At 63.0% G+C, this 17876-nt stretch carries 18 protein-coding genes and 1 riboswitch; of the genes, 4 read left to right on the forward strand and 14 right to left on the reverse strand.

Annotated features, from left to right (window positions below):
• Window positions 1–245: 245 nt before the first annotated feature.
• Entirely contained in the window at window positions 246–1151 is a 906-nt protein-coding gene (bla, locus tag E2583_RS01495) for a class A beta-lactamase (RefSeq protein WP_291592503.1), read from the reverse strand.
• Window positions 1152–1264: 113 nt separating this feature from the next.
• Here bla and E2583_RS01500 point away from each other — a divergent pair, with 113 nt between their 5' ends.
• Together E2583_RS01500 and E2583_RS01505 are read left to right on the forward strand one after the other, a co-directional pair.
• Complete coding sequence (locus tag E2583_RS01500) at window positions 1265–2128, forward strand: LysR family transcriptional regulator (protein WP_291592505.1); 864 nt, start codon at window positions 1265–1267, stop codon at window positions 2126–2128.
• Window positions 2129–2312: 184 nt separating this feature from the next.
• Complete coding sequence (locus E2583_RS01505) at window positions 2313–2990, forward strand: glutathione S-transferase (RefSeq protein ID WP_291592507.1); 678 nt, start codon at window positions 2313–2315, stop codon at window positions 2988–2990.
• A gap of 119 nt (window positions 2991–3109) precedes the next feature.
• On the opposite strand, the gene E2583_RS01510 is transcribed toward E2583_RS01505, so the two are convergent.
• The 7 genes from E2583_RS01510 to E2583_RS01540 form a co-directional block, all read right to left on the reverse strand.
• Entirely contained in the window at window positions 3110–3613 is a 504-nt protein-coding gene (locus E2583_RS01510) for a disulfide bond formation protein B (RefSeq protein ID WP_291592509.1), read from the reverse strand.
• 166 nt (window positions 3614–3779) lie between these two features.
• Window positions 3780–4907: a sulfate ABC transporter ATP-binding protein gene (locus E2583_RS01515; protein ID WP_003055644.1), complete on the reverse strand. Its 1128-nt coding sequence runs from the start codon at window positions 4905–4907 to the stop codon at window positions 3780–3782.
• Between the two features lie 29 nt (window positions 4908–4936).
• Complete coding sequence (gene cysW, locus E2583_RS01520; protein WP_291592526.1) at window positions 4937–5977, reverse strand: sulfate ABC transporter permease subunit CysW; 1041 nt, start codon at window positions 5975–5977, stop codon at window positions 4937–4939.
• Between the two features lies 1 nt (window position 5978).
• A complete protein-coding gene (gene cysT, locus E2583_RS01525) occupies window positions 5979–6836 on the reverse strand; it encodes a sulfate ABC transporter permease subunit CysT (protein WP_291592528.1) in 858 nt (285 codons plus the stop codon).
• A gap of 157 nt (window positions 6837–6993) precedes the next feature.
• The gene (locus tag E2583_RS01530; RefSeq protein WP_291592530.1) at window positions 6994–7995 is read right to left on the reverse strand and encodes a sulfate ABC transporter substrate-binding protein; all 1002 of its coding nucleotides are present in this window, start codon (window positions 7993–7995) and stop codon (window positions 6994–6996) included.
• A gap of 218 nt (window positions 7996–8213) precedes the next feature.
• Entirely contained in the window at window positions 8214–8810 is a 597-nt protein-coding gene (locus tag E2583_RS01535) for an alpha/beta hydrolase (protein WP_291592531.1), read from the reverse strand.
• 141 nt (window positions 8811–8951) lie between these two features.
• Complete coding sequence (locus tag E2583_RS01540; RefSeq protein WP_291592533.1) at window positions 8952–9893, reverse strand: LysR family transcriptional regulator; 942 nt, start codon at window positions 9891–9893, stop codon at window positions 8952–8954.
• Window positions 9894–10087: 194 nt separating this feature from the next.
• Between E2583_RS01540 and E2583_RS01545 the strand changes: the two genes are divergently transcribed.
• Together E2583_RS01545 and E2583_RS01550 are read left to right on the forward strand one after the other, a co-directional pair.
• Complete coding sequence (locus E2583_RS01545; protein ID WP_291592534.1) at window positions 10088–10705, forward strand: FMN-dependent NADH-azoreductase; 618 nt, start codon at window positions 10088–10090, stop codon at window positions 10703–10705.
• A 212-nt stretch (window positions 10706–10917) separates the two neighbouring features.
• Window positions 10918–11343, forward strand: coding sequence for a hypothetical protein (locus E2583_RS01550; RefSeq protein ID WP_291592536.1), 426 nt, complete (start codon window positions 10918–10920; stop codon window positions 11341–11343).
• Between the two features lie 34 nt (window positions 11344–11377).
• Here the strand turns inward: E2583_RS01550 and E2583_RS01555 are convergent, their stop codons facing one another.
• The 6 genes from E2583_RS01555 to E2583_RS01580 all read right to left on the reverse strand — a co-directional run bounded on the left by E2583_RS01555 (window position 11378) and on the right by E2583_RS01580 (window position 17451).
• Window positions 11378–12175 carry an SDR family oxidoreductase gene (locus tag E2583_RS01555; RefSeq protein WP_291592538.1) on the reverse strand — a complete coding sequence of 266 codons (798 nt, stop codon included), beginning with the start codon at window positions 12173–12175 and terminating at the stop codon, window positions 11378–11380.
• Window positions 12176–12324: 149 nt separating this feature from the next.
• Window positions 12325–13323, reverse strand: a complete 999-nt coding sequence (locus E2583_RS01560; protein ID WP_291592540.1) for an ABC transporter substrate-binding protein — start codon at window positions 13321–13323, stop codon at window positions 12325–12327.
• 22 nt (window positions 13324–13345) lie between these two features.
• Window positions 13346–14134, reverse strand: a complete 789-nt coding sequence (locus E2583_RS01565) for an ABC transporter permease (RefSeq protein WP_291592542.1) — start codon at window positions 14132–14134, stop codon at window positions 13346–13348.
• Window positions 14131–14868, reverse strand: coding sequence for an ABC transporter ATP-binding protein (locus E2583_RS01570; RefSeq protein ID WP_291592613.1), 738 nt, complete (start codon window positions 14866–14868; stop codon window positions 14131–14133). Before E2583_RS01570 ends, E2583_RS01565 begins: the two co-directional genes overlap by 4 nt.
• A 25-nt stretch (window positions 14869–14893) precedes the next feature.
• Entirely contained in the window at window positions 14894–16360 is a 1467-nt protein-coding gene (locus E2583_RS01575; RefSeq protein ID WP_291592544.1) for an acyl-CoA reductase, read from the reverse strand.
• Window positions 16357–17451, reverse strand: coding sequence for a long-chain fatty acid--CoA ligase (locus tag E2583_RS01580; protein WP_291592546.1), 1095 nt, complete (start codon window positions 17449–17451; stop codon window positions 16357–16359). The genes E2583_RS01575 and E2583_RS01580 overlap by 4 nt, the downstream gene beginning before the upstream one ends.
• Window positions 17452–17521: 70 nt before the next feature.
• Window positions 17522–17613, reverse strand: a riboswitch (TPP riboswitch).
• Window positions 17614–17876 lie beyond the last annotated feature (263 nt).

Here is a 17876-nt window from a genome sequence, read left to right on the forward strand (position 1 = left end):
GCCTGCCGCCAGGCGCAACCAACGCAGGCGGGTCACCGATCGTTCTCATGCCCCGGGTTCAGACGCAAGCGGATCCTGTCCCTGCAGCTTTCACGCCGAGGGGTATAGCCAGGGCCGCAGAAACGAGGCCCCGGTGCGCATGACGGGCCTCCATCGGATGGACCATCAGCTTCTTGCGACAAGGTTTGGCCTCGACCCGAAGGCATGCGGGATCCTCGCCCACAACCGACGCGCCTGCCGATGCTTCAGATCGCGTAATACCAGCGCTTGATCGCTTCGCCAGCCCTGGCCATCACGGCCTCACGCCCCGCTCCGTCGAGGGCACTGCCGGTCAGATAGGCCGTCACCAGAAGCGGGGCCGATTGCTCGGTCGGCCAGACGATGAGGGTGTCGCAGGCCGTGCCCCGCTCGCCGCTGCCGGTCTTGCCGCCCGCCTTCCAGTCGCCGGGCATTCCGGCGCGCACGCGCCTGTCGCCGGTGCGGCTGTCCACCAGCCATTGCTGCAGCAGGGCACGGGCATAGCCTTCCAGCACATCGCCCAGCAGTAGCTTCTGCAGGCTTTGCACCATGGCCTGTGGCGTCGTGGTATCGCGTTCATCGCCGGGCAAAGCGGAGTTCAGCGACGGTTCATTGCGGTCAAGCCTCGTCGTGCCATCACCCAGTTCGCGCAGCCATTGCGTCAGCGCTGCCGGCCCGCCACTGGCATCCAGCAACACGTTGGCTGCCGTGTTGTCGCTCACCAGCACCATCGCTTCGCACAGCTGCTGCACCGTCATTCCGCCGTCGGCGCCGGCCCGTTTTTCGGAAACCGGCGACCAGGCCACGACCTCGGACGGCGCATAGTAAAGCTTGCGCCACAGGCGAATCTCGTCTTTTTGCGCCAGATACAGCACACGCGCGGCCAGCAGGGTCTTGAAGGTGCTGCACATGGGAAAGCGCTCTTCGCTGCGCCAGCCTGCCTCGGCACCGCTGACGGTATCCAGCACATGCAGGCCGAGGCGCCCTTGTGCCTGGACTTCCAGCGCCGCAAGTTCCTCGCCCAATGTTTTCGCCGCCGCAGCCTGCTGCCTGGAGATAAAAGCACAGCCGCTCAGTCCCCAGGCCCCCAGACCCACGGCCAGTCCTGTTGTCAGCATGCTGCGTCGTTGCATAAGATCCTCTTTTGGTTAACTGCCATGGTGTGCAGCATAAATCGGTAGATTTGTCCAAACCAGCAGTAATAATTGACGCCACCCATTAGAAAAACTTTTATCTTGATCCCCCTATGCAGCTCCCACTGAACGCCTTGCGCATGTTTGACGCGGCGGCACGCCATCTGAGCCTGACCCGCGCCGCACAGGAGCTGCACGTGACGCAGGCCGCCGTCAGCCAGCACATCCGCAATCTCGAGGAACGCCTGGGCAAGCCCTTGTTTCGCCGCCTGCCGCGCGGTCTGGCCCTGACCGACGAAGGCCGGGCCCTGTGGCCCGTGGTGGCGCAGAGCTTCGAGCGCATAGAGCAATCGCTGCAGCAGGTGGCAGAACCCCGGCCACGCGAAATTCTGACCGTGGGCGTGGTCGGCACTTTTGCCATTGGCTGGCTCATTCCCAGGCTGAGCCAGTTCCAGCAGTTGCATCCCTACATCGACCTGCGGCTGCTGACCAACAACAACCGCGTGGATCTGGCCGGCGAAGGACTGGACGCCGCCGTGCGCTTTGGCGACGGTGCCTGGCATGGCACCCACGCACAGATGCTGCTGCGCGCCCCGCTCTCTCCCATGTGCACCCCCATGCTGGCACAGCAGCTGCGCGAACCCGCCGATCTGGCACGGCAGACCCTGCTGCGCTCCTATCGCATGCAGGAGTGGGAAGGCTGGTTTGCCGGCCTGGACCAGAGCGCCCCGCTGGCACGCGGAGCCATGTTCGACTCTTCGCTGACACTGGCCGAGGCGGCAGCCCAGGGCGCAGGCATTGCCTTGCTGCCCGCGCGCATGTTCGAGCACATGCTGCAGCAGGGGCGGCTGGTACGCCCTTTTGTCCACGAGGTCGATACGGGTGCCTACTGGCTGACCTATCTCAAGTCACGTCAGGCCAGCGCCGCCCTGCAGACCTTCAGGCAATGGCTGATGACCCAGCTGCAAGCGGAATGAAGCCCTCGCCTGGACGGTGAAATCGCTCGGACCATTCCAGGCAAGGCGCTCCAGGCGATCAATCCAGAAGCCCGCTGCAGCATCTAAGCCGCACAGGTCTGCATGGCTTCAGGGCAACGGGTACAGTACACGCCCAGCAAGCGCCACAGCGCTTTGGTTTTATTCATCTCATCAGACACCTGCCTTGACTGCTGCCGCCACCCTGCCCGTCCTGTACTCCTTCCGCCGCTGCCCCTATGCCATTCGCGCCCGTCTGGCGCTGGCCCATGCGGGCCTAGCCTGCGAACTGCGTGAAATCAATCTGCGCAACAAGCCGCAGGCACTGCTCGACGCATCGCCCAAGGGCACGGTGCCCGTCCTCGTGCTGCAGGATGGAAAAGTCATCGATCAGAGCCTGGAGGTGATGCTGCATGCGCTGCGCGGCAACGACCCCGATGGCTGGCTGCAACCCACGCATGGCGCCCTGGAGGACATGCTGTCCCTGATCGAGCGCAATGACGGCTTCTTCAAGCAGGCTCTGGACCGCTGCAAATACCCCGAGCGGCACGACGCGGAGGCCGTGAACCAGGCCCAGGCCGATGCGCTGACCTGGCTGTCGGCCCTCAACGATCAGCTGGAGGAAACCGGCTATCTGTTCGGCCTCAACCCCAGCCTGGCCGATATGGCACTGCGCCCCTTTGTAAGGCAGTACGCACGCATCGACGAAGCACAGTGGAACGAGCAACCCTGGCCACACCTGCAGCACTGGCTGCAGCGCTGGATTGACTCGGCCCTGTTCGCCGAAGTCATGGAAACCTATCCGGGCTGGGTTCCGGGCAGCAAGGGACCGACTTTTGTGGGCGAGCGCGTGGAAAGCCTCTGATGCCTGCAGCCATGGCTGCGAACGCTTGAATGACAGCGGCAGCCAGCATTTGACCTGAATCAAAAAACCCCGGCAGCTTTCGCTTGCCGGGGTTTTTGCTTCATTGCCGTCAACAAGCGTCAGCGCCTAGCGCCCTGGAACAGCAGCACCGCCAACGTCACGAAAAACACCACAAAGCAGACAAACGACCAATTGGCAATGGAGCCGCCCAGCAAAGTCCAGTCAATCGCGGCACAGTCGCCCGAGCCCTGGAAGATCATGGGAATGGAGCGGCTGAAGGAGTAGTGCTCGATCATTCCGTAGAAGTCACGGCCGCAGGTCGCAAACTCGGGGGGATACCACTGCAGCCAGCTCTGGCGTGCTGCCACGAACGCACCGAAGCCGCTGGTCAGCAGCGCCAGAACACCGAAGCTCATCCACCAGCCTCTTTGGCCTCTCAAGCTTGCCAGGCCTGTGAATACAGCGACCAGAACCAGTGCATAGCGCTGCACGATGCACATGGGGCAAGGCTCTAGCCCCACCACATGCTGCAGGTAAAGTCCAAACGCCAGCATGGCCACACAGGCGACGCTGATCAGCGCCAGGATGCGCCGAGGCGCGGTTTCAAACCATTGAAGCATCATTCTCTTTCTGCGAAGTTTACGGGTCATGCCTGAGCCAAGGATAACGCCCACTGTACCTGCACCGTTCCTATCGCAGCAAACACCGACGCAGCGCCGTCGCGCATCGAAGGTGTCGTCCCCCTGCCGCAAAGCGAGAGGGGGAAGGCGCATAGCGCCTCAGAGGGTGTCAGATCCCGGCGGCCTCATCGAGGAACACCTTGGCCCGGCGCGGCGTCACCACCAGGGTTTCACCCTCGCGCAGGCCCATGTCCTTGAATTGCTGTGCGGGAATCTGGGCTTCGATCAGCCCGTCCTCACCGGCATGGCTGGCGTTTGGTGTAGTCTCTGAGGGAATAAGTTCCAGCCTTGCGATGGGGCCCACCACAATGGCGCGCGAAAGCTGGGCCACGATGCCTGTGGGGCGCCCCTGGGCATCGAGGTTCTGGCCCGGAGAGTAGCGCTCCACTTCCAGATCATGGGGGCGCACATAGGCAAAAGCCTGGCTGTCCTGAGCACCCCGCGCGTCGCTGCTGTCGAGCTGCATGCCCTCGTCCAGATAGACCCGGCCATCGCTGGCACGGCCCTTGAACAGATTCACGTCGCCCAGGAAGCCATAGACAAACGGCGTGGCCGGATTGTCCCAGACCTGCTGGGGCGTGCCCTCCTGCTCGATCTTGCCCTGGTTGATGACCACCACACGATCCGCCACTTCCAGGGCCTCTTCCTGGTCATGCGTCACGAAGATGGAGGTCACATGCAACTCGTCGTGCAACTGACGCAGCCAGCGCCGCAGTTCCTTGCGCACCTTGGCATCCAGCGCACCAAAAGGCTCGTCCAGCAGCAGCACCTTGGGCTCGACGGCCAGGGCGCGGGCCAGCGCGATACGCTGACGCTGGCCGCCCGAGAGCTGCGAAGGATAGCGCTCGGCAATCCAGTCCAGCTGCACCAGCTTGAGCAGCTTCATGACCTTTTCCTTGATGACGGCCTCGCTGGGCCGTTCCTTGCGCGGCTTGACACGCAGGCCGAACGCCACGTTCTCGAACACGGTCATATGGCGGAACAGCGCATAGTGCTGGAACACAAAGCCCACGTTGCGATCGCGCACGTGGACATCGGTGGTGTCTTCGCCGCTGAAGTGAATGCTCCCCACATCGGCTGTTTCCAGACCCGCGATGATGCGCAGCAGCGTGGTCTTGCCGCAGCCCGAGGGGCCCAGCAAGGCGATCAGCTCGCCGGACTTGATATCCAGACTCACATCGCGCAGGGCCTGAAAATCGCCAAACTGCTTGCTGACATTACGAATTTCGATACTCATGATGAATCTCTTGTTCTGATCCGGGCAGCTCAGGCTGCCTTGGCGGTTTTGTTCTTTGCGAGGCTGATCTGGCCTGGGCGCTCGGGCGGTGCTTCGGCTGCGGCCCTGGCCTGCTGCTCGGCACGCCACTCGGCGAAGGACTTGATCACCAGGGTCACCAAGGCCAGCAGCGCCAGCAGGGATGCCACGGCGAAGGCGGCCGCCGCCTGGTAGTCGGCATACAGCACTTCCACGTGCAAGGGCATGGTGTTGGTCTGGCCCCGGATATGGCCGGAGACCACGGACACGGCACCGAACTCACCCATGGCACGGGCATTGCACAGGATCACGCCATAGACCAGACCCCATTTGATATTGGGAAGAGTGACATTCCAGAAGGTCTGCCAGCCCGAGGCACCTAGCACGATGGCGGCCTGCTCCTCGTCGCTGCCCTGGGCCTGCATCAGCGGGATCAGTTCGCGGGCGATGAAAGGGAAGGTCACGAACACCGTGGCCAGCACAATGCCTGGCACGGCAAAGATGACCTGGATCTGATGCTGGGCCAGCCAGGGCCCCAGCCAGCCATTGGCGCCGAACACCAGCACGTACATCAGACCCGCAACCACGGGCGAGATGGAGAACGGCAGATCGATCAAGGTCGTCAAAAAGGCCTTGCCCTTGAACTCATACTTGGCAATGCACCACGCGGCTGCCACGCCGAAGACCAGGTTCAGGGGCACGGCAATCAGCGCCGTCAACAGCGTGAGCTTGATGGAAGAGATCGCATCGGGCTCACCCAGCGCCGTGACATAGACCTCCCAGCCCTTGCGCAGTGCTTCGCCAAACACGGAAAGCAGCGGCAGGATCAGGAAGACCAGCATGAAAAGCAAGGCCACCGAGGTCAGGACCCAGCGCACCCATCGTGGCTCGGTCGTGGTCATCTTCTCCAGCCTGGCGGCCTGGGGCGGAGCCGTGATCTTGTACAGCGCGACCAGAACCACAAGCGCAATGCCGACGACGGTGAACAGATGCGCCCAGATGGGCAGCAGATTGGGAAACAGCGCCTGAATCGCTGCATGGATCGAAGACATCTCAGCGGCCCCCCTGCGCCTTGCGCTGCCATGCCTGCAGTGCGTTGATCAGCAGCAGCAATACAAAAGAGATCAGCAGCATCACCACGGCAACGGCCGTGGCGCCTGCCACATCGTGTTGATCCAGCTTGGCCATGATGATCAGCGGAGTGATTTCCGAGACCATGGGAATGTTGCCGGCAATGAAGATCACCGAGCCATATTCACCCACGGCGCGCGCAAAGGCCATGGCGAAACCGGTCAGCAGTGCGGGGCCGATATGGGGCAGGATGACCTTGTAGAAAATCTGCCAGCGCGAAGCCCCCAGACTGGTCGCCGCCTCCTCCAGCTCCTTCTCGAAGTCCTCCAGCACCGGTTGCACGGTACGCACCACAAAAGGCAGACCGATGAAGATCAGCGCAATGGCGATGCCCTTGGGGTTGTAGGCCATCTGAATGCCCAGCGACTCGAAGTACTGTCCGATCCAGCCGTTGCCCGCATACAGGGCAGACAGTGCGATACCGGCAACGGCCGTAGGCAGCGCAAACGGCAGATCGACCAGGGCATCCACCACCTTCTTGCCGGGGAACTGGTAGCGCACTAGCACCCAGGCAATCAGCATGCCGAACACCACATTCACCGCCGCAGCGACAAAGGACATGGTGAAGGACAGTTCGTAGGAAGCGACCACGGCGGGTGCAGCAACCGCGGACCAGAACTGCTCCCAGGTCAATGAGAAGCTCTTGAACAGCAGGGCGACCAGGGGGATGAGCACGATGATGCTCAGATAGAAAATGGTGTAGCCCAGCGTCAGCCCGAAACCGGGCAACACTCGCTTGGCACTACGCGCCTTGCGGGGGGCTAGGACAGCAGAGGACATATTCAGAGACAGAACGGGGGGAAGATCTCGCTGACGGTCAATCAGGCACGACCCAGCTCAAAAAACGCGGAGCAAGGGCCGACCGACAGCGAGGATGTTGCCCTGCTCCCGCGCAGCGAGAGAGGGGGCAGCCGCAAGGCGACTCGGAAGAAGTCGGTTATTTGCCGGGGGTATACAGCTTGTCGAACTGGCCGCCATCGTTGAAGTGCACCTTCTGCGCTTCGCTCAGAGAGCCGAAGTACTTGGCCACGGTGAACTGCTTGATGGGCTTGAACTGGTCGGCATGCTTCTTCAACACCGCTTCGGAGCGAGGGCGTATCGCATGCTTGGCAGCGATTTCCTGTGCTTCGTCGGAGTACAGCCACTGCAGATAGTCCGTGGCCAGCTGGGTCGTTCCCTTCTTGGCCACGGTCCGCTCGACCACGGCCACGGGGTTCTCGGCCACGATGCTCACCGAGGGGTAGACCGCGTCGACCTTGCCCTGGCCGAACTCACGGTCCACGGAGACGACTTCGGATTCAAAGGTGATGAGCACATCGCCGATGTTGCGCTGCAGGAAGATGCTGGTCGCGTCGCGGCCGCCCTTGCCGAGCACGGGCACGTTCTTGTAGAGCTTCTGCACGAATTCGGCGGCTTGCGCGTCAGTGCCGCCCTTTTCACGCACCGAGCCCCAGGCGGCCAGATAGGCATAACGGCCATTGCCGCCAGTCTTGGGGTTGACCACCACAACCTTCACGTCGGGACGCACCAGATCGGACCAGTCCTTGATGTTCTTGGGATTACCGTTGCGCACCAGAAACAGCATGGTCGATGTGGTGGGCGATGCATCGTGCGGGAACTTCTTGTTCCAGTCCTTGGCGACCACGCCGTTCTGGGCCAGGAAATCCACATCGGTCGTCGTGTTGAAAGTCACCACATCGGCAGCCAGCCCGTCGTTGACGGCACGCGCCTGGGCACTGGAGCCGCCATGCGACTGGTCCACCTTGATGTCCACGCCCTTGGTCTTCTTGTAATGGGCGATGAAGGCAGCGTTGTAATCCTTGTAGAACTCGCGCGCCACGTCATAGGAGACATTGAGCAGCTGGGTTTGCGCCGAGGCAGCGCCTGCCGCTGCCAGTGCGAGGGATGCCAACAGTGTCTTGAGCTTCGCGGAATGCATGGTTCGCAGCCTTTTCTTGAGCAATGTATATAGATGTACACATTGTGCGAACGACTCCTTAAAACTCAAAAGAATATATTTTTCTTTGTTTTTCTGGAAATCAATATAAAGAATAAAACAGCGCATATTATTGCGCTTAGAACCGCCTCAAACGCTTATCTATAAAGCATATGACGCTATCAAAAATGAATCCAGAAAGTGTCTGAGACCGGCTCTCGTCAGGCCGCAAGTGCTGTTGCCGGTACGGGCCGCACCGCGGCAGGCGGAGTCTGTGCATTCCAGCCGCCCTGCTCTGTCAGCGACTGCAGCAGCGCCAGCCCCAGGGGCCAGGCTCCAAAGCCCGACTCGATATTGATATGTCCGGCATTCTGCAAACGTACCAGCTCGCTGCCCCAGGCCCTGGCATAGGCACCTGCACGACGGATGGGGCAGAACGGATCGTTGCTGCTGGCCACCAGCACGCTGCGATAGGGTAGCGGCGCATAAGGCACGGGCGCAAAGTCCGCCAGCTGGGCACGTCGCTCAGGATCGGCAGGCGCCACCAGCAAGGCACCATGCACGCGCGCTGCCGCAGCCTCGCCCAAATGCGCGGTGGTGATGCAGCCCAGGCTGTGGGCCACGATGACGGCAGGACGCTCGTCGCTGAGCAAGACTCTTTCCAGCTCCCCTACCCAGGCATCGCGGTGCGGCACCAGCCAGTCCTGCTGCTGAACGCGCACGGCGCCCTCCAGCTGCTCGGCCCACAGGCTTTGCCAATGACCGGGTCCGGAGTTACGCCAGCCTGGCACGATCACGATGCGAAATGGGGATGTCATGCTGCCTCCTGTAATCTAGGAGCGGCGGCCCTGGCGTGGGAAAAAGCCCGGCGCGCTCCTGATCTGATAACAAGGCAGTCATTGTGGGCACGGCCTTCGCAAATCCCAACGAATGTTTTGTTGTTATCTTATGGGCAGAAGCTAATGCGCCACGGAGGCCGATGCCGCCTTTTGCGCGGCTGAGATGCTGCTGCCCGGCATGCGCTCTCCGAGAAAGTCCAGGAAATGCCGTACCGCCGGTGCCAGCCCGCGCCGCGAGGGAAACACCGCATGCACGATGCCGCGCGGAGGTGCCCATTGCGGCAGCAGCTGCACCAGCGTGCCCTGGTTCAACGCGTCCTGACACATATAGTCAGGCAGCCAGCACATGCCGCTGCCGGCCAGAGCCGCAAATTTCAGCGTCAGCAAGTCATCGACCACATAGCGCGGCTGCAGCTGCAACCGGTGCTCCTTGCCTTCGGGCCCGACGAGCAGCAGGCTGGAATGGCCGTCAACGGCCGTCATGGCCATGCTGTCCAGCAGTTGCAGGTCCTCCAGCGTGCGGGGCGTGCCCTGTCGCTGCAGCAGATCGGGGCTGGCCACCAGGATCTGACGCGAGCTGTCGAGCCGCTTGACGACCATGGAGCCGCTGTCCTCCAGCGTGGCTCGCACTCGCAATGCGACATCCACCCCCTCCTCGACCAGATTGACAGGGCGGTTGGTGACCTGCATCTCCACCTGCACCAGCGGACAGCGCTTGAGGAATTCAGGCATCAGCTCGCCCAATACTGTCTGGGCCAGCGTCACCGGACAGGTCACGCGGATGGTGCCGCGCGGCTCGGTCTGTACCTCGGCCACGGCATCCGAGGCCGCCAGGGCCGCATCTCGCATGGCCTGTCCATGGCGCAAAAAGGTCTCTCCGACCTGCGTCAGAGACAGCTTGCGGGTGGTGCGCTGCAGCAAGCGCACCCCGAGATGGGCCTCGAGTTCGGCGACACGGCGCGAGAGGCGCGACTTGGGAATGCCCAGTGCCCGCCCGGCAGCCGCAAAGCCGCCGCGCTCGACCACTTCGACGAAGTACAGCATGTCGTTGAGATCCACCATGCACATTTCCTTGGAATCGATTGAATTGATATTTGGAACGATCTATCGCATTTTTGCAGACTTACCGCCAAATCTAAACAAATCTACAATCTATTCCATTGCGATTCACCACCTATCACTGTTTTGCCGCAACGCAGCATCCAGGCGAGGCAAGAAGTGTTCCCTGACTGATTTTTAGAGGTATAGATACCAATATGCAAATCCTGCACATCGACTCGTCCATCACGGGCTCCAATTCCGTGACCCGCGCACTGACTGCCGACATCGTTGCGAGCCTCAAGCAGGCCCAGCCCGAAGCCAAGGTGGACTACCTGGATCTGGCCGTAAACGCCCCCAGCCACCTGAGCGCACAGTCTCTGGGGTTTCGTACCGGCCAGGCGGCTGCCACCGAAATCGAACGCCAGGAAAACGCCGTCTCCGAAGCCCTGGTCAGCCAGTTCCTGGCCGCTGATGTGATCGTCGTAGGCGCCCCCTTCTACAACTTCACGATTCCCACGCAACTCAAGGCCTGGCTGGATCGCATTGCACAGGCCGGCCGTACGTTCAAGTACACCGCGACAGGCCCGGTGGGACTGGCCGGCGACAAGAAGGTCATCGTGGCGTCGGCGCGCGGTGGTGCCTATTCCACCAGCGAAGCGGGCCAGGCCATGGAGCACCAGGAAAGCTATCTGAAGGTGATCTTCGGCTTCATGGGCGTGACCGACGTGACCATTGTTCGCGCTGAAGGCGTGGCCATGGGCCCCGACGCCAAGGCTGCCGCCCTGGAAGCAGCCAAGGCCCAGATCGAGCAGGCACAAGCCGTCGCTGCCTGATCGCCGAGATGCAGACAAGAGCCGGTAACGCCCCAGGGCGTACCGGTTTTTTGCACAAGAAAGCACCCAACTTCAGATTGGCGGACATTTCCGACTGAAGTTCTCGCTGAAAATGCCGATCTGACTCCCTGAACCCGCTGTTTTTGATACGCTGAAAACAGTTCGAACCCTTTCAGGTCCGAGTCCCCTTTGGCTCGGATGTGTTTGCTCAGATGCCAGCTTCCATTCCCAAGTCCTCAGCCGTCCGTCAGGCGCCCCAGCGCTCCGACGAAAATCTCGTCCTCACCGCCATTGCCGCATTTCTGGTGGCAGCGCTGGTTCTGGGCACGGTCGCCTATCGATATTTCAAGCATTCGCAGCAGCAGCAGGAACAGACTCGCAGCGAGCGTCAGGCCTACAAGCGCTACAACGACTATCTGGACTCCACCGAGCAGGCCGCAGCCAAGCCTGCCGCCAGCCAATCCGTACCCGCAACGGCCAGCTCGCCAGCGCCTGCTGCGCCGCCGAGCATGGCCGAGAAGCTGCTCAGCCACCCGGCCGTCACGCCCGGTCCCGGCTTCAGCGCTCCCGGCGTCCAGCAGACTGGCGTGGCCATCATCGATGCGATCGATCACGCCCAGGCAACCGCCAGACAGTAAGGCCAGACGGGCAGCACGTCCTGCAGCCCCCTTCTCAGCGCATCACCAGACCGCCGTCGACCAGCAACAGCTGCCCGGTCATGAAGCCGCTGAGTTCCGACGCCAGAAACAACACCGGCCCAGCCACATCCTCGGGCCGCGCCAGCCGGCGCAGCGGGGTGGCCGCCATCAATGATTCCCGAAAAGACTCCTTGCTGCCCTGCGTGCCCTGGGTGGGATAGACCAGTCCGGGCGCCACGCAGTTGACGCGGATGCCCACCGGCCCCAGCTCGCTGGCCAGATTCCGGCTGAAGGCCAGCAAAGCCCCCTTGGATGTCGTGTAGTCGTGATAGGCGACGACAGGCTGCTCCACCAGGTTGCTGACGATATTGACAATGCTGCCGCGCGCACGCTGGCGCATCAGTGGCAGCACCGCACGACAGACATTGAAGCTTGCCCCCACGGCACCGTCGAACTGGGCCTGATAGTCTGACCATTGCAGATCGTCAAACCGGCTGCGGCGCTCCGGGTCGAAAACATAGGGTCTGAAGGCGTTGTTGACCACGATGTCGATGCCACCGGCATCGCGCACGATGCTGTCCACCATGCTCTGCACCGCATAGGGTGAACCCACGTCGGCCTTGACCGCCCATGCATCGCCGCCCGAGTCCTTGCCCGCAGCCAGGCAGGCATCCACGGTGCCGGCTGCCGCCTCGTCGTTGGACAGGTAGTTGACGGCCACCGTCGCGCCCTCGCGCGCAAACGCCAGGGCGATCGCCGCGCCGATGCCGCGGCCGGCACCCGTCACCAGCACCACCTTGCCGCGCAGGCCCATGGAAGAAGACTGATTCATATTCACGATTTTCCGCTCAGGCAATGGGAGGGCCCCTGCGAGAGACAGCAGACAAGACCTTGGCGGACCGGCAGCGTGCAGTCGTCACCCTCTCGCAGGAAGTGGGGGATGGCGCGGGGCCACCTGGGCAGCGCGCCTCAGGGGAAGATTTAAAGCGCAACCACCACATCCGACACCTTGATCTGACGCTGCACCATGCCCAGCGCCCGGTAGGCATCGGCACCCTTTTGCAGCGCGACCATATCGAAACTGCCCAGCGGCTGACCCTGGACTGCCGGCATGGAGGCGGCATTGCGCAGGCGTATCACGTCCAGATTGATGTCGCGGCGCGTGCCATCGATGGCATATTTGCTGGCCAGCACCGAGGCCTCCTCGGGGTTCGCCATCATCCAGGCGGCGCTTTCGCGATAGCCCTTGACGAAAGCCTTGAGCAAGTCCTTCTTCTGCAGGAATACCTCCTCGCGCACCACAAACATGTCGCTGGACATATTGAGGTGGTCGCTGACCTGCATCACATTGACTTCACCCATGCCCTTGCGCAGCCCCACGGCCAGGCCGGTATCCGTGGCGGCCGTGGCGTCCACCTGCCCCTGCATCAAGGGAGCAAAGTTGAGCAGACCGGTCACGACAATGCTCACATCGGTCTCCTTGAGGCCGGCCTGATGCAGCATCACCAGCAGGTTCTGGCGCGTTCCGCTGGCGAGGCTGTAGACGCCGATCTTCTTGCCCTTGAGGTCAGCGGGCTTGCGAATGCCCGAAGACTTGAGCGAGACCACGTTGAACACGTTCTGCGGATAGATATCGTAGATCGCCACCAGCTTCTCGCCCTTGTCCAGCGCCATGAAGAAGGAGCCGGGGTCGGTGAATGCCACATCCGCCTGGCCGCTGAGGATATTGCGGATCGCATCGCCGCCCCCCGCGCCGGGCAGATAGGCCAGCTCCACGCCATTCGACTTGAAAAAGCCCTTCTCGGGTTCGACCAGGAGATTGGTGATCTCGCTGATGGGCTTGCTCCAGCCCGCCAGGCGGATCTTGCCCTGCAGAGGCACCGCCATGCTGGTGCCGGTCATGGCAAGGCCGCTCAGGCCGGCACAGGCGCCGAGCAGGCTGCGGCGGGAGATGAACGAAGTCTGGTTGCTGAGGTGCATGACAAATGGTGTGAAGAGGCAGTCAGGACCGGGTGCCCGGCTGCGAGGTTGAAAAGTGATGGTGGCGAAGCAAGCGGCGCTCCAGAACAAGGCAGGCTTGATACAGCACCAGGCCCAAGGCGGCAATCAGCACCAGCGCCGCAAACATCAGCGTGGTATCCATCATTCCCTGGGCCGCAATGACCACCGCACCCAGGCCCTGGCTGGCTCCCATGAACTCGGCCACCACGGCACCGACCAGCGCCAGCACAGAAGCCACGCGCAGCCCGGCCAGAATCGTGGGCAGCCCCGCCGGCAGCTTCAGGCGCATCAAGGTCTGCAGACGTGTGGCTCCCAGCATGCGAAACAGCTGCAGGCGCTGGGTATCGACCTGCCTCAGGCCGGTCAGCGTGTTCTCCATCAAAGGAAAAAAGCAGATCAGCGCCGTGATCAGCACCGTCGGCAGCATGCCGAAGCCGAACCACAGGACAAACAATGGGGCCAGGGCCAGCTTGGGCACGACCTGACTGACCACGACATAGGGTTTGAGCACGCGCTCCAGCAACTCGGACTCGGCCAGCACCATGCCGGCCAGCAGCCCCACGACGCTGCCGACGAAAAGCCCCAGCAGCAAGGCCTGCAAGGTCGCCCAGAGATGCGGCCAGAAGTAGCCGGATGCCAGACCTGACCACAGCGACAGCGCCACCCCCGACGGCGCAGGCAGCACCAGAGCCGACAAGCCGAACTGCTTCGCAGCCAGCTCCCATATCGCGAGCACGGCGATCAACAGCGAGGCAGACAGCCAATGTGTCTTGTTCGACCAGCAGCTCATGCGCGACCCCGGTCCATGGAAGTGCGCACCCGGGCGCAATAGTCGTTGAATGCCGCACCGTGGCGCATGCTCTGCTGGCGCGGCTCTGGCAGCTCGATCGACCAGTCGTCCACGATGCGGCCGCCATGCATGAGTGCGATGCGGTCGCCCAGATAGACGGCCTCGTTGATATCGTGGGTAACGAACAGCACCGTCGTGCCATGCCGATGGCAGGTATGAAGCAGATCGTCCTGCAGCTCGGCACGCGTGATGGCATCCAGTGCTGCAAAAGGCTCGTCGAGCAACAGCAGCGGTGGCTCCAGAATCAGGGCGCGCGCCAGCGCCACGCGACTTTGCTGTCCGCCGGACAGCTGACCCGGGTAAAGCAGGGCATGGGCGGCAAGACCCAGTTGCGCCAGCAACTGCATGGCCGCCTGCTGATCCTGCTGCGTGGGTTTGCGCTGCAGCGACACGGGCAGCAGCACATTGTCGATCACCGTATGCCAGTCAAGCAGGGTCGGTGCCTGAAACATAAAGCCCAGCTGCGGCCCCGGCGCCGCCAGTTCGCTGCCGCGCAGCAGGACATGCCCCGCCTGAGGGCGGAGCAGGCCTGCCGCCAGCTTGAGCAGCGTGGTCTTGCCGCAGCCGCTGCGACCCAGCAGGCAGTGAAACTCCCCGGCCCCGATCTGCCAGTCCACGCCATCCACCACGGGCGCTCGATCCGGGTAGCTGAAGCGGGCCTGCTTGAACTCCATGAATGCCACGGCTGTGTCCACTCCCTCAGTCCGCATAAGCGGCCAGCGACTGGGCCGCCAGCTCAGCCGATTGTTCGATCTCCGTCATACGCACTAGGTCCAGCAGGTTGAAGCGTCCGTCATGGTGCCAGCCCGCCTCGGGCGTGCTCATGGAGCCAATGGCGCTGATGCGCGTGACGCCAGCCGCGCCCAGCAGCCCGGCAAGGCGGTACAGCTCCTCGGGGCCGGCCGCCAGACCGGCGGTCTGCAGATAGTCACGCTGAGCAGCCACCACCGGCAGCACGGCATCGAGCCGGTCCACCGCCACCACCGCAATCGTGCGGTACAGCGCGGTCGGTGCCAGTGGCTGGAGACTCTCGCTGTAGGCCACACTCCAGGGCGCGTCCACAGGCCCCAGCAGTTGATGGGAGTCCCCCCCCCACTCCATGCCTTGCTGCCAGCGGGCCAGCGCGGCCCCCTCATCCAGATCCAGTGCGCGGCGCGGGAATCGTCGCTGCAGATTGCTCAGCTCGGCCGCCAGATAGTCGGCAAACGCACGCGGCGAGACGGCCCCGCCCCGCTGAACATAGAACACATGGGGCGAATAACAACCCTGCTGGTCGTAGCGCATCACGTCCCAGGCAGCGAGCCTGGCCATGGCCGGGGCCTTGAGGGTATCCAGCGCCTGGGCACCGATGAGGCCGAAGCCCAGCTTGTGTCCATGGGCCAGAAAGCGCGTCGTCACGGGCAGCCGGCCGCGCAGCGCCTCCAGCGTCTGGTTGCCGCCATAGGCCAGCACCGTATCGGCCCGGGCATAGAGCGCGTCGGCCGCCTCGCCGCCACCACCGCGCCACCAGACCACAGCCAGGCAATCGGCCAGCGGCGGGTGAACCTCCGCCAGCAGGCGTGCAAACCATCCCGCGAACAGGGGCTCGGCACTGGCCAGCTTGCCGATCGCAGGGGCCTTGACCAGCAAGCCGCAGACCAGGCTCCACAGCGACAGCGCGGGCACGTTGCCAGCCCAGCTATGCACGAGCAGATCCGGGCCGAAAGCCCGCACCGCTCCGCCTTTGGCCGCCGGTTGGAAGCCGTCGAGCACGCCCGGGTTGGCAAAATCCTCAGCCACAAAGCGCTTGAGCTGAGCCGCCCGAAAGGTCTTGAAAAATCCCGTCAGCCCCAGCCTCACCATATCCGCGTCATAACCGCTGACCACGGGCAGCCAGGCTTCGGCCTGCTGGCGATAGATGTCCTGGCGATCCAGCAGGCGGGACACGGCCCGATCAATGGCATCGATGATCTCGGCCACCGGCATGGGACGCAGATGGGTGGCCGCTGCATCGCGCACGCGAATGGCCAGTGCCTGCATCTGCGGTGCCGTCAGCACGGGAACGCTGACTTCCAGCACCTGGCCGACCCGGGACTCGAAGTCCAGCGTCTGCCACTGCACTTCGTCGTCGCCCAGGCCCGGCAGATAGCCGGCCTTGATGCGGTGTGCCTTGGACTTTCCGCTCATGCGCCGGCAGCTTTCACAAACTCTTCCACCGCCAGCGAGCATCCCTTGGCGGCGGCGCCCTCGGCCCGCCCGAGCAGCAAGAAGCCGTCTTTTTCCTGCGCGCCGGCCCACAGGCCCACATCCTCGGTCAGTATGGTGGTCACCGCGTTGTAGTTGGCCAGGTCGCAATGCACCAGAATGCCGCGTTCGCCGGCCGCCACATCCCGGCCGGTGATCGGCTCGACCAGACGCGAGCGAATCCAGTGCGGACCGGACTTGACCGAAGGCAACACCGCATTGCCATCGTCGTAGAACTGGGTACTCAGCTCCGTCATGCCATACATATTGATGCACAGGCTGCGCGGCACGCCCAGCAGTTGCGAGAGCTCGGCATAGAACTGCTCAAGAGGAAGCTCGCGCGACTGACCCTTGTAGCCGCCCGTATCCAGTACGCGGCTGCCTGCAGGCAGGCGGAAGCTGCGGCCCTGTTCACGCAGGGCATCCATCACATGGACCAGGCTGAAGCTCGCGCCCAGCAGGGCAAACGGCTGGCCGCTGCGCTCGGACTCCTCCAGCGCTGCACACAGGGCCGGCATGTCCAGCCCTTCCGAGTTCAGGTAGTAGCGGCTGCCGGCCGAGCCAAATTCGGACCGGGCCAGTGCCAGATAGTGGGCCAGCGAGGAATGGGGCATGGCCTGCTCATCGGGAAACAGAATGCCCATGGGCATGCGCTCCATCCCTTGCATGAAACGTCGGGCGAAATAGCGCTTCATGGACAGGTCGTAGACATCGAGCTGCGGATGGAAATGCCGTCCACGTGCCGCCCGGCCCGTGGTGCCGCTGGTCATGAATACGCGCTCTGCGGGCGACGGCGGCTCGCTGCGCAGCTCCATCGCCTTGAAGGCATCGATGGGCACCGCCGGAACATCGCGCCAGCTCCTGACATTGCGCAGCGTGGCGCCGCGTCGCTGGCAAAAGCTGCGAAACGGTGCATTGCATTCATACTGGTAGGCGAAAAGGCGCAGGGCGAGTTGGTTGAACTGATCGTCGGTGCAGTCTTCCATTGCAATGAAAGCAAGCAGATCGGCGACGAGCGAAGCGGCCTTGTCCATGAAATTCCTTCGAGAGCGGGGACATCGTGCTCCGAAGGCTTGCTGACCATGCGAGAACGCACTGCCCTGGGGTCAGCTTGCAAGCTCTTCTTCCGCCGGTATGAACCGGGTCAAGTTCGCGGGTGTAGATCTCAGCACTGGCGTGCACCCCGGAGCGCGGCGCCATCTTACCCCAACGGCATCGCTGCAAGGGGCGTGAGCTGCCGCATGAAAGTCGCGTCACTTGTAACCTGGGGTAATGCGCCGGCACCTGCCAGAAGGTCATCCGTCACCGGCATCCGCAAAGACAGGGCCGCCCAAATACAATCGTCCCTGCACCGCAGGCTGCCTGATGTGCACGCTGACGTGGCACACGCAAAGTCCTGGCAGCGCAATGTCCGGAATAGCGTCGTGTCCCGGCAATGGGCAGCGTCGGCAGACGCCTG

Origin of the sequence: Comamonas sp. (genome assembly GCF_009360615.1) — a bacterium.
Lineage (GTDB): Bacteria > Pseudomonadota > Gammaproteobacteria > Burkholderiales > Burkholderiaceae_C > Comamonas.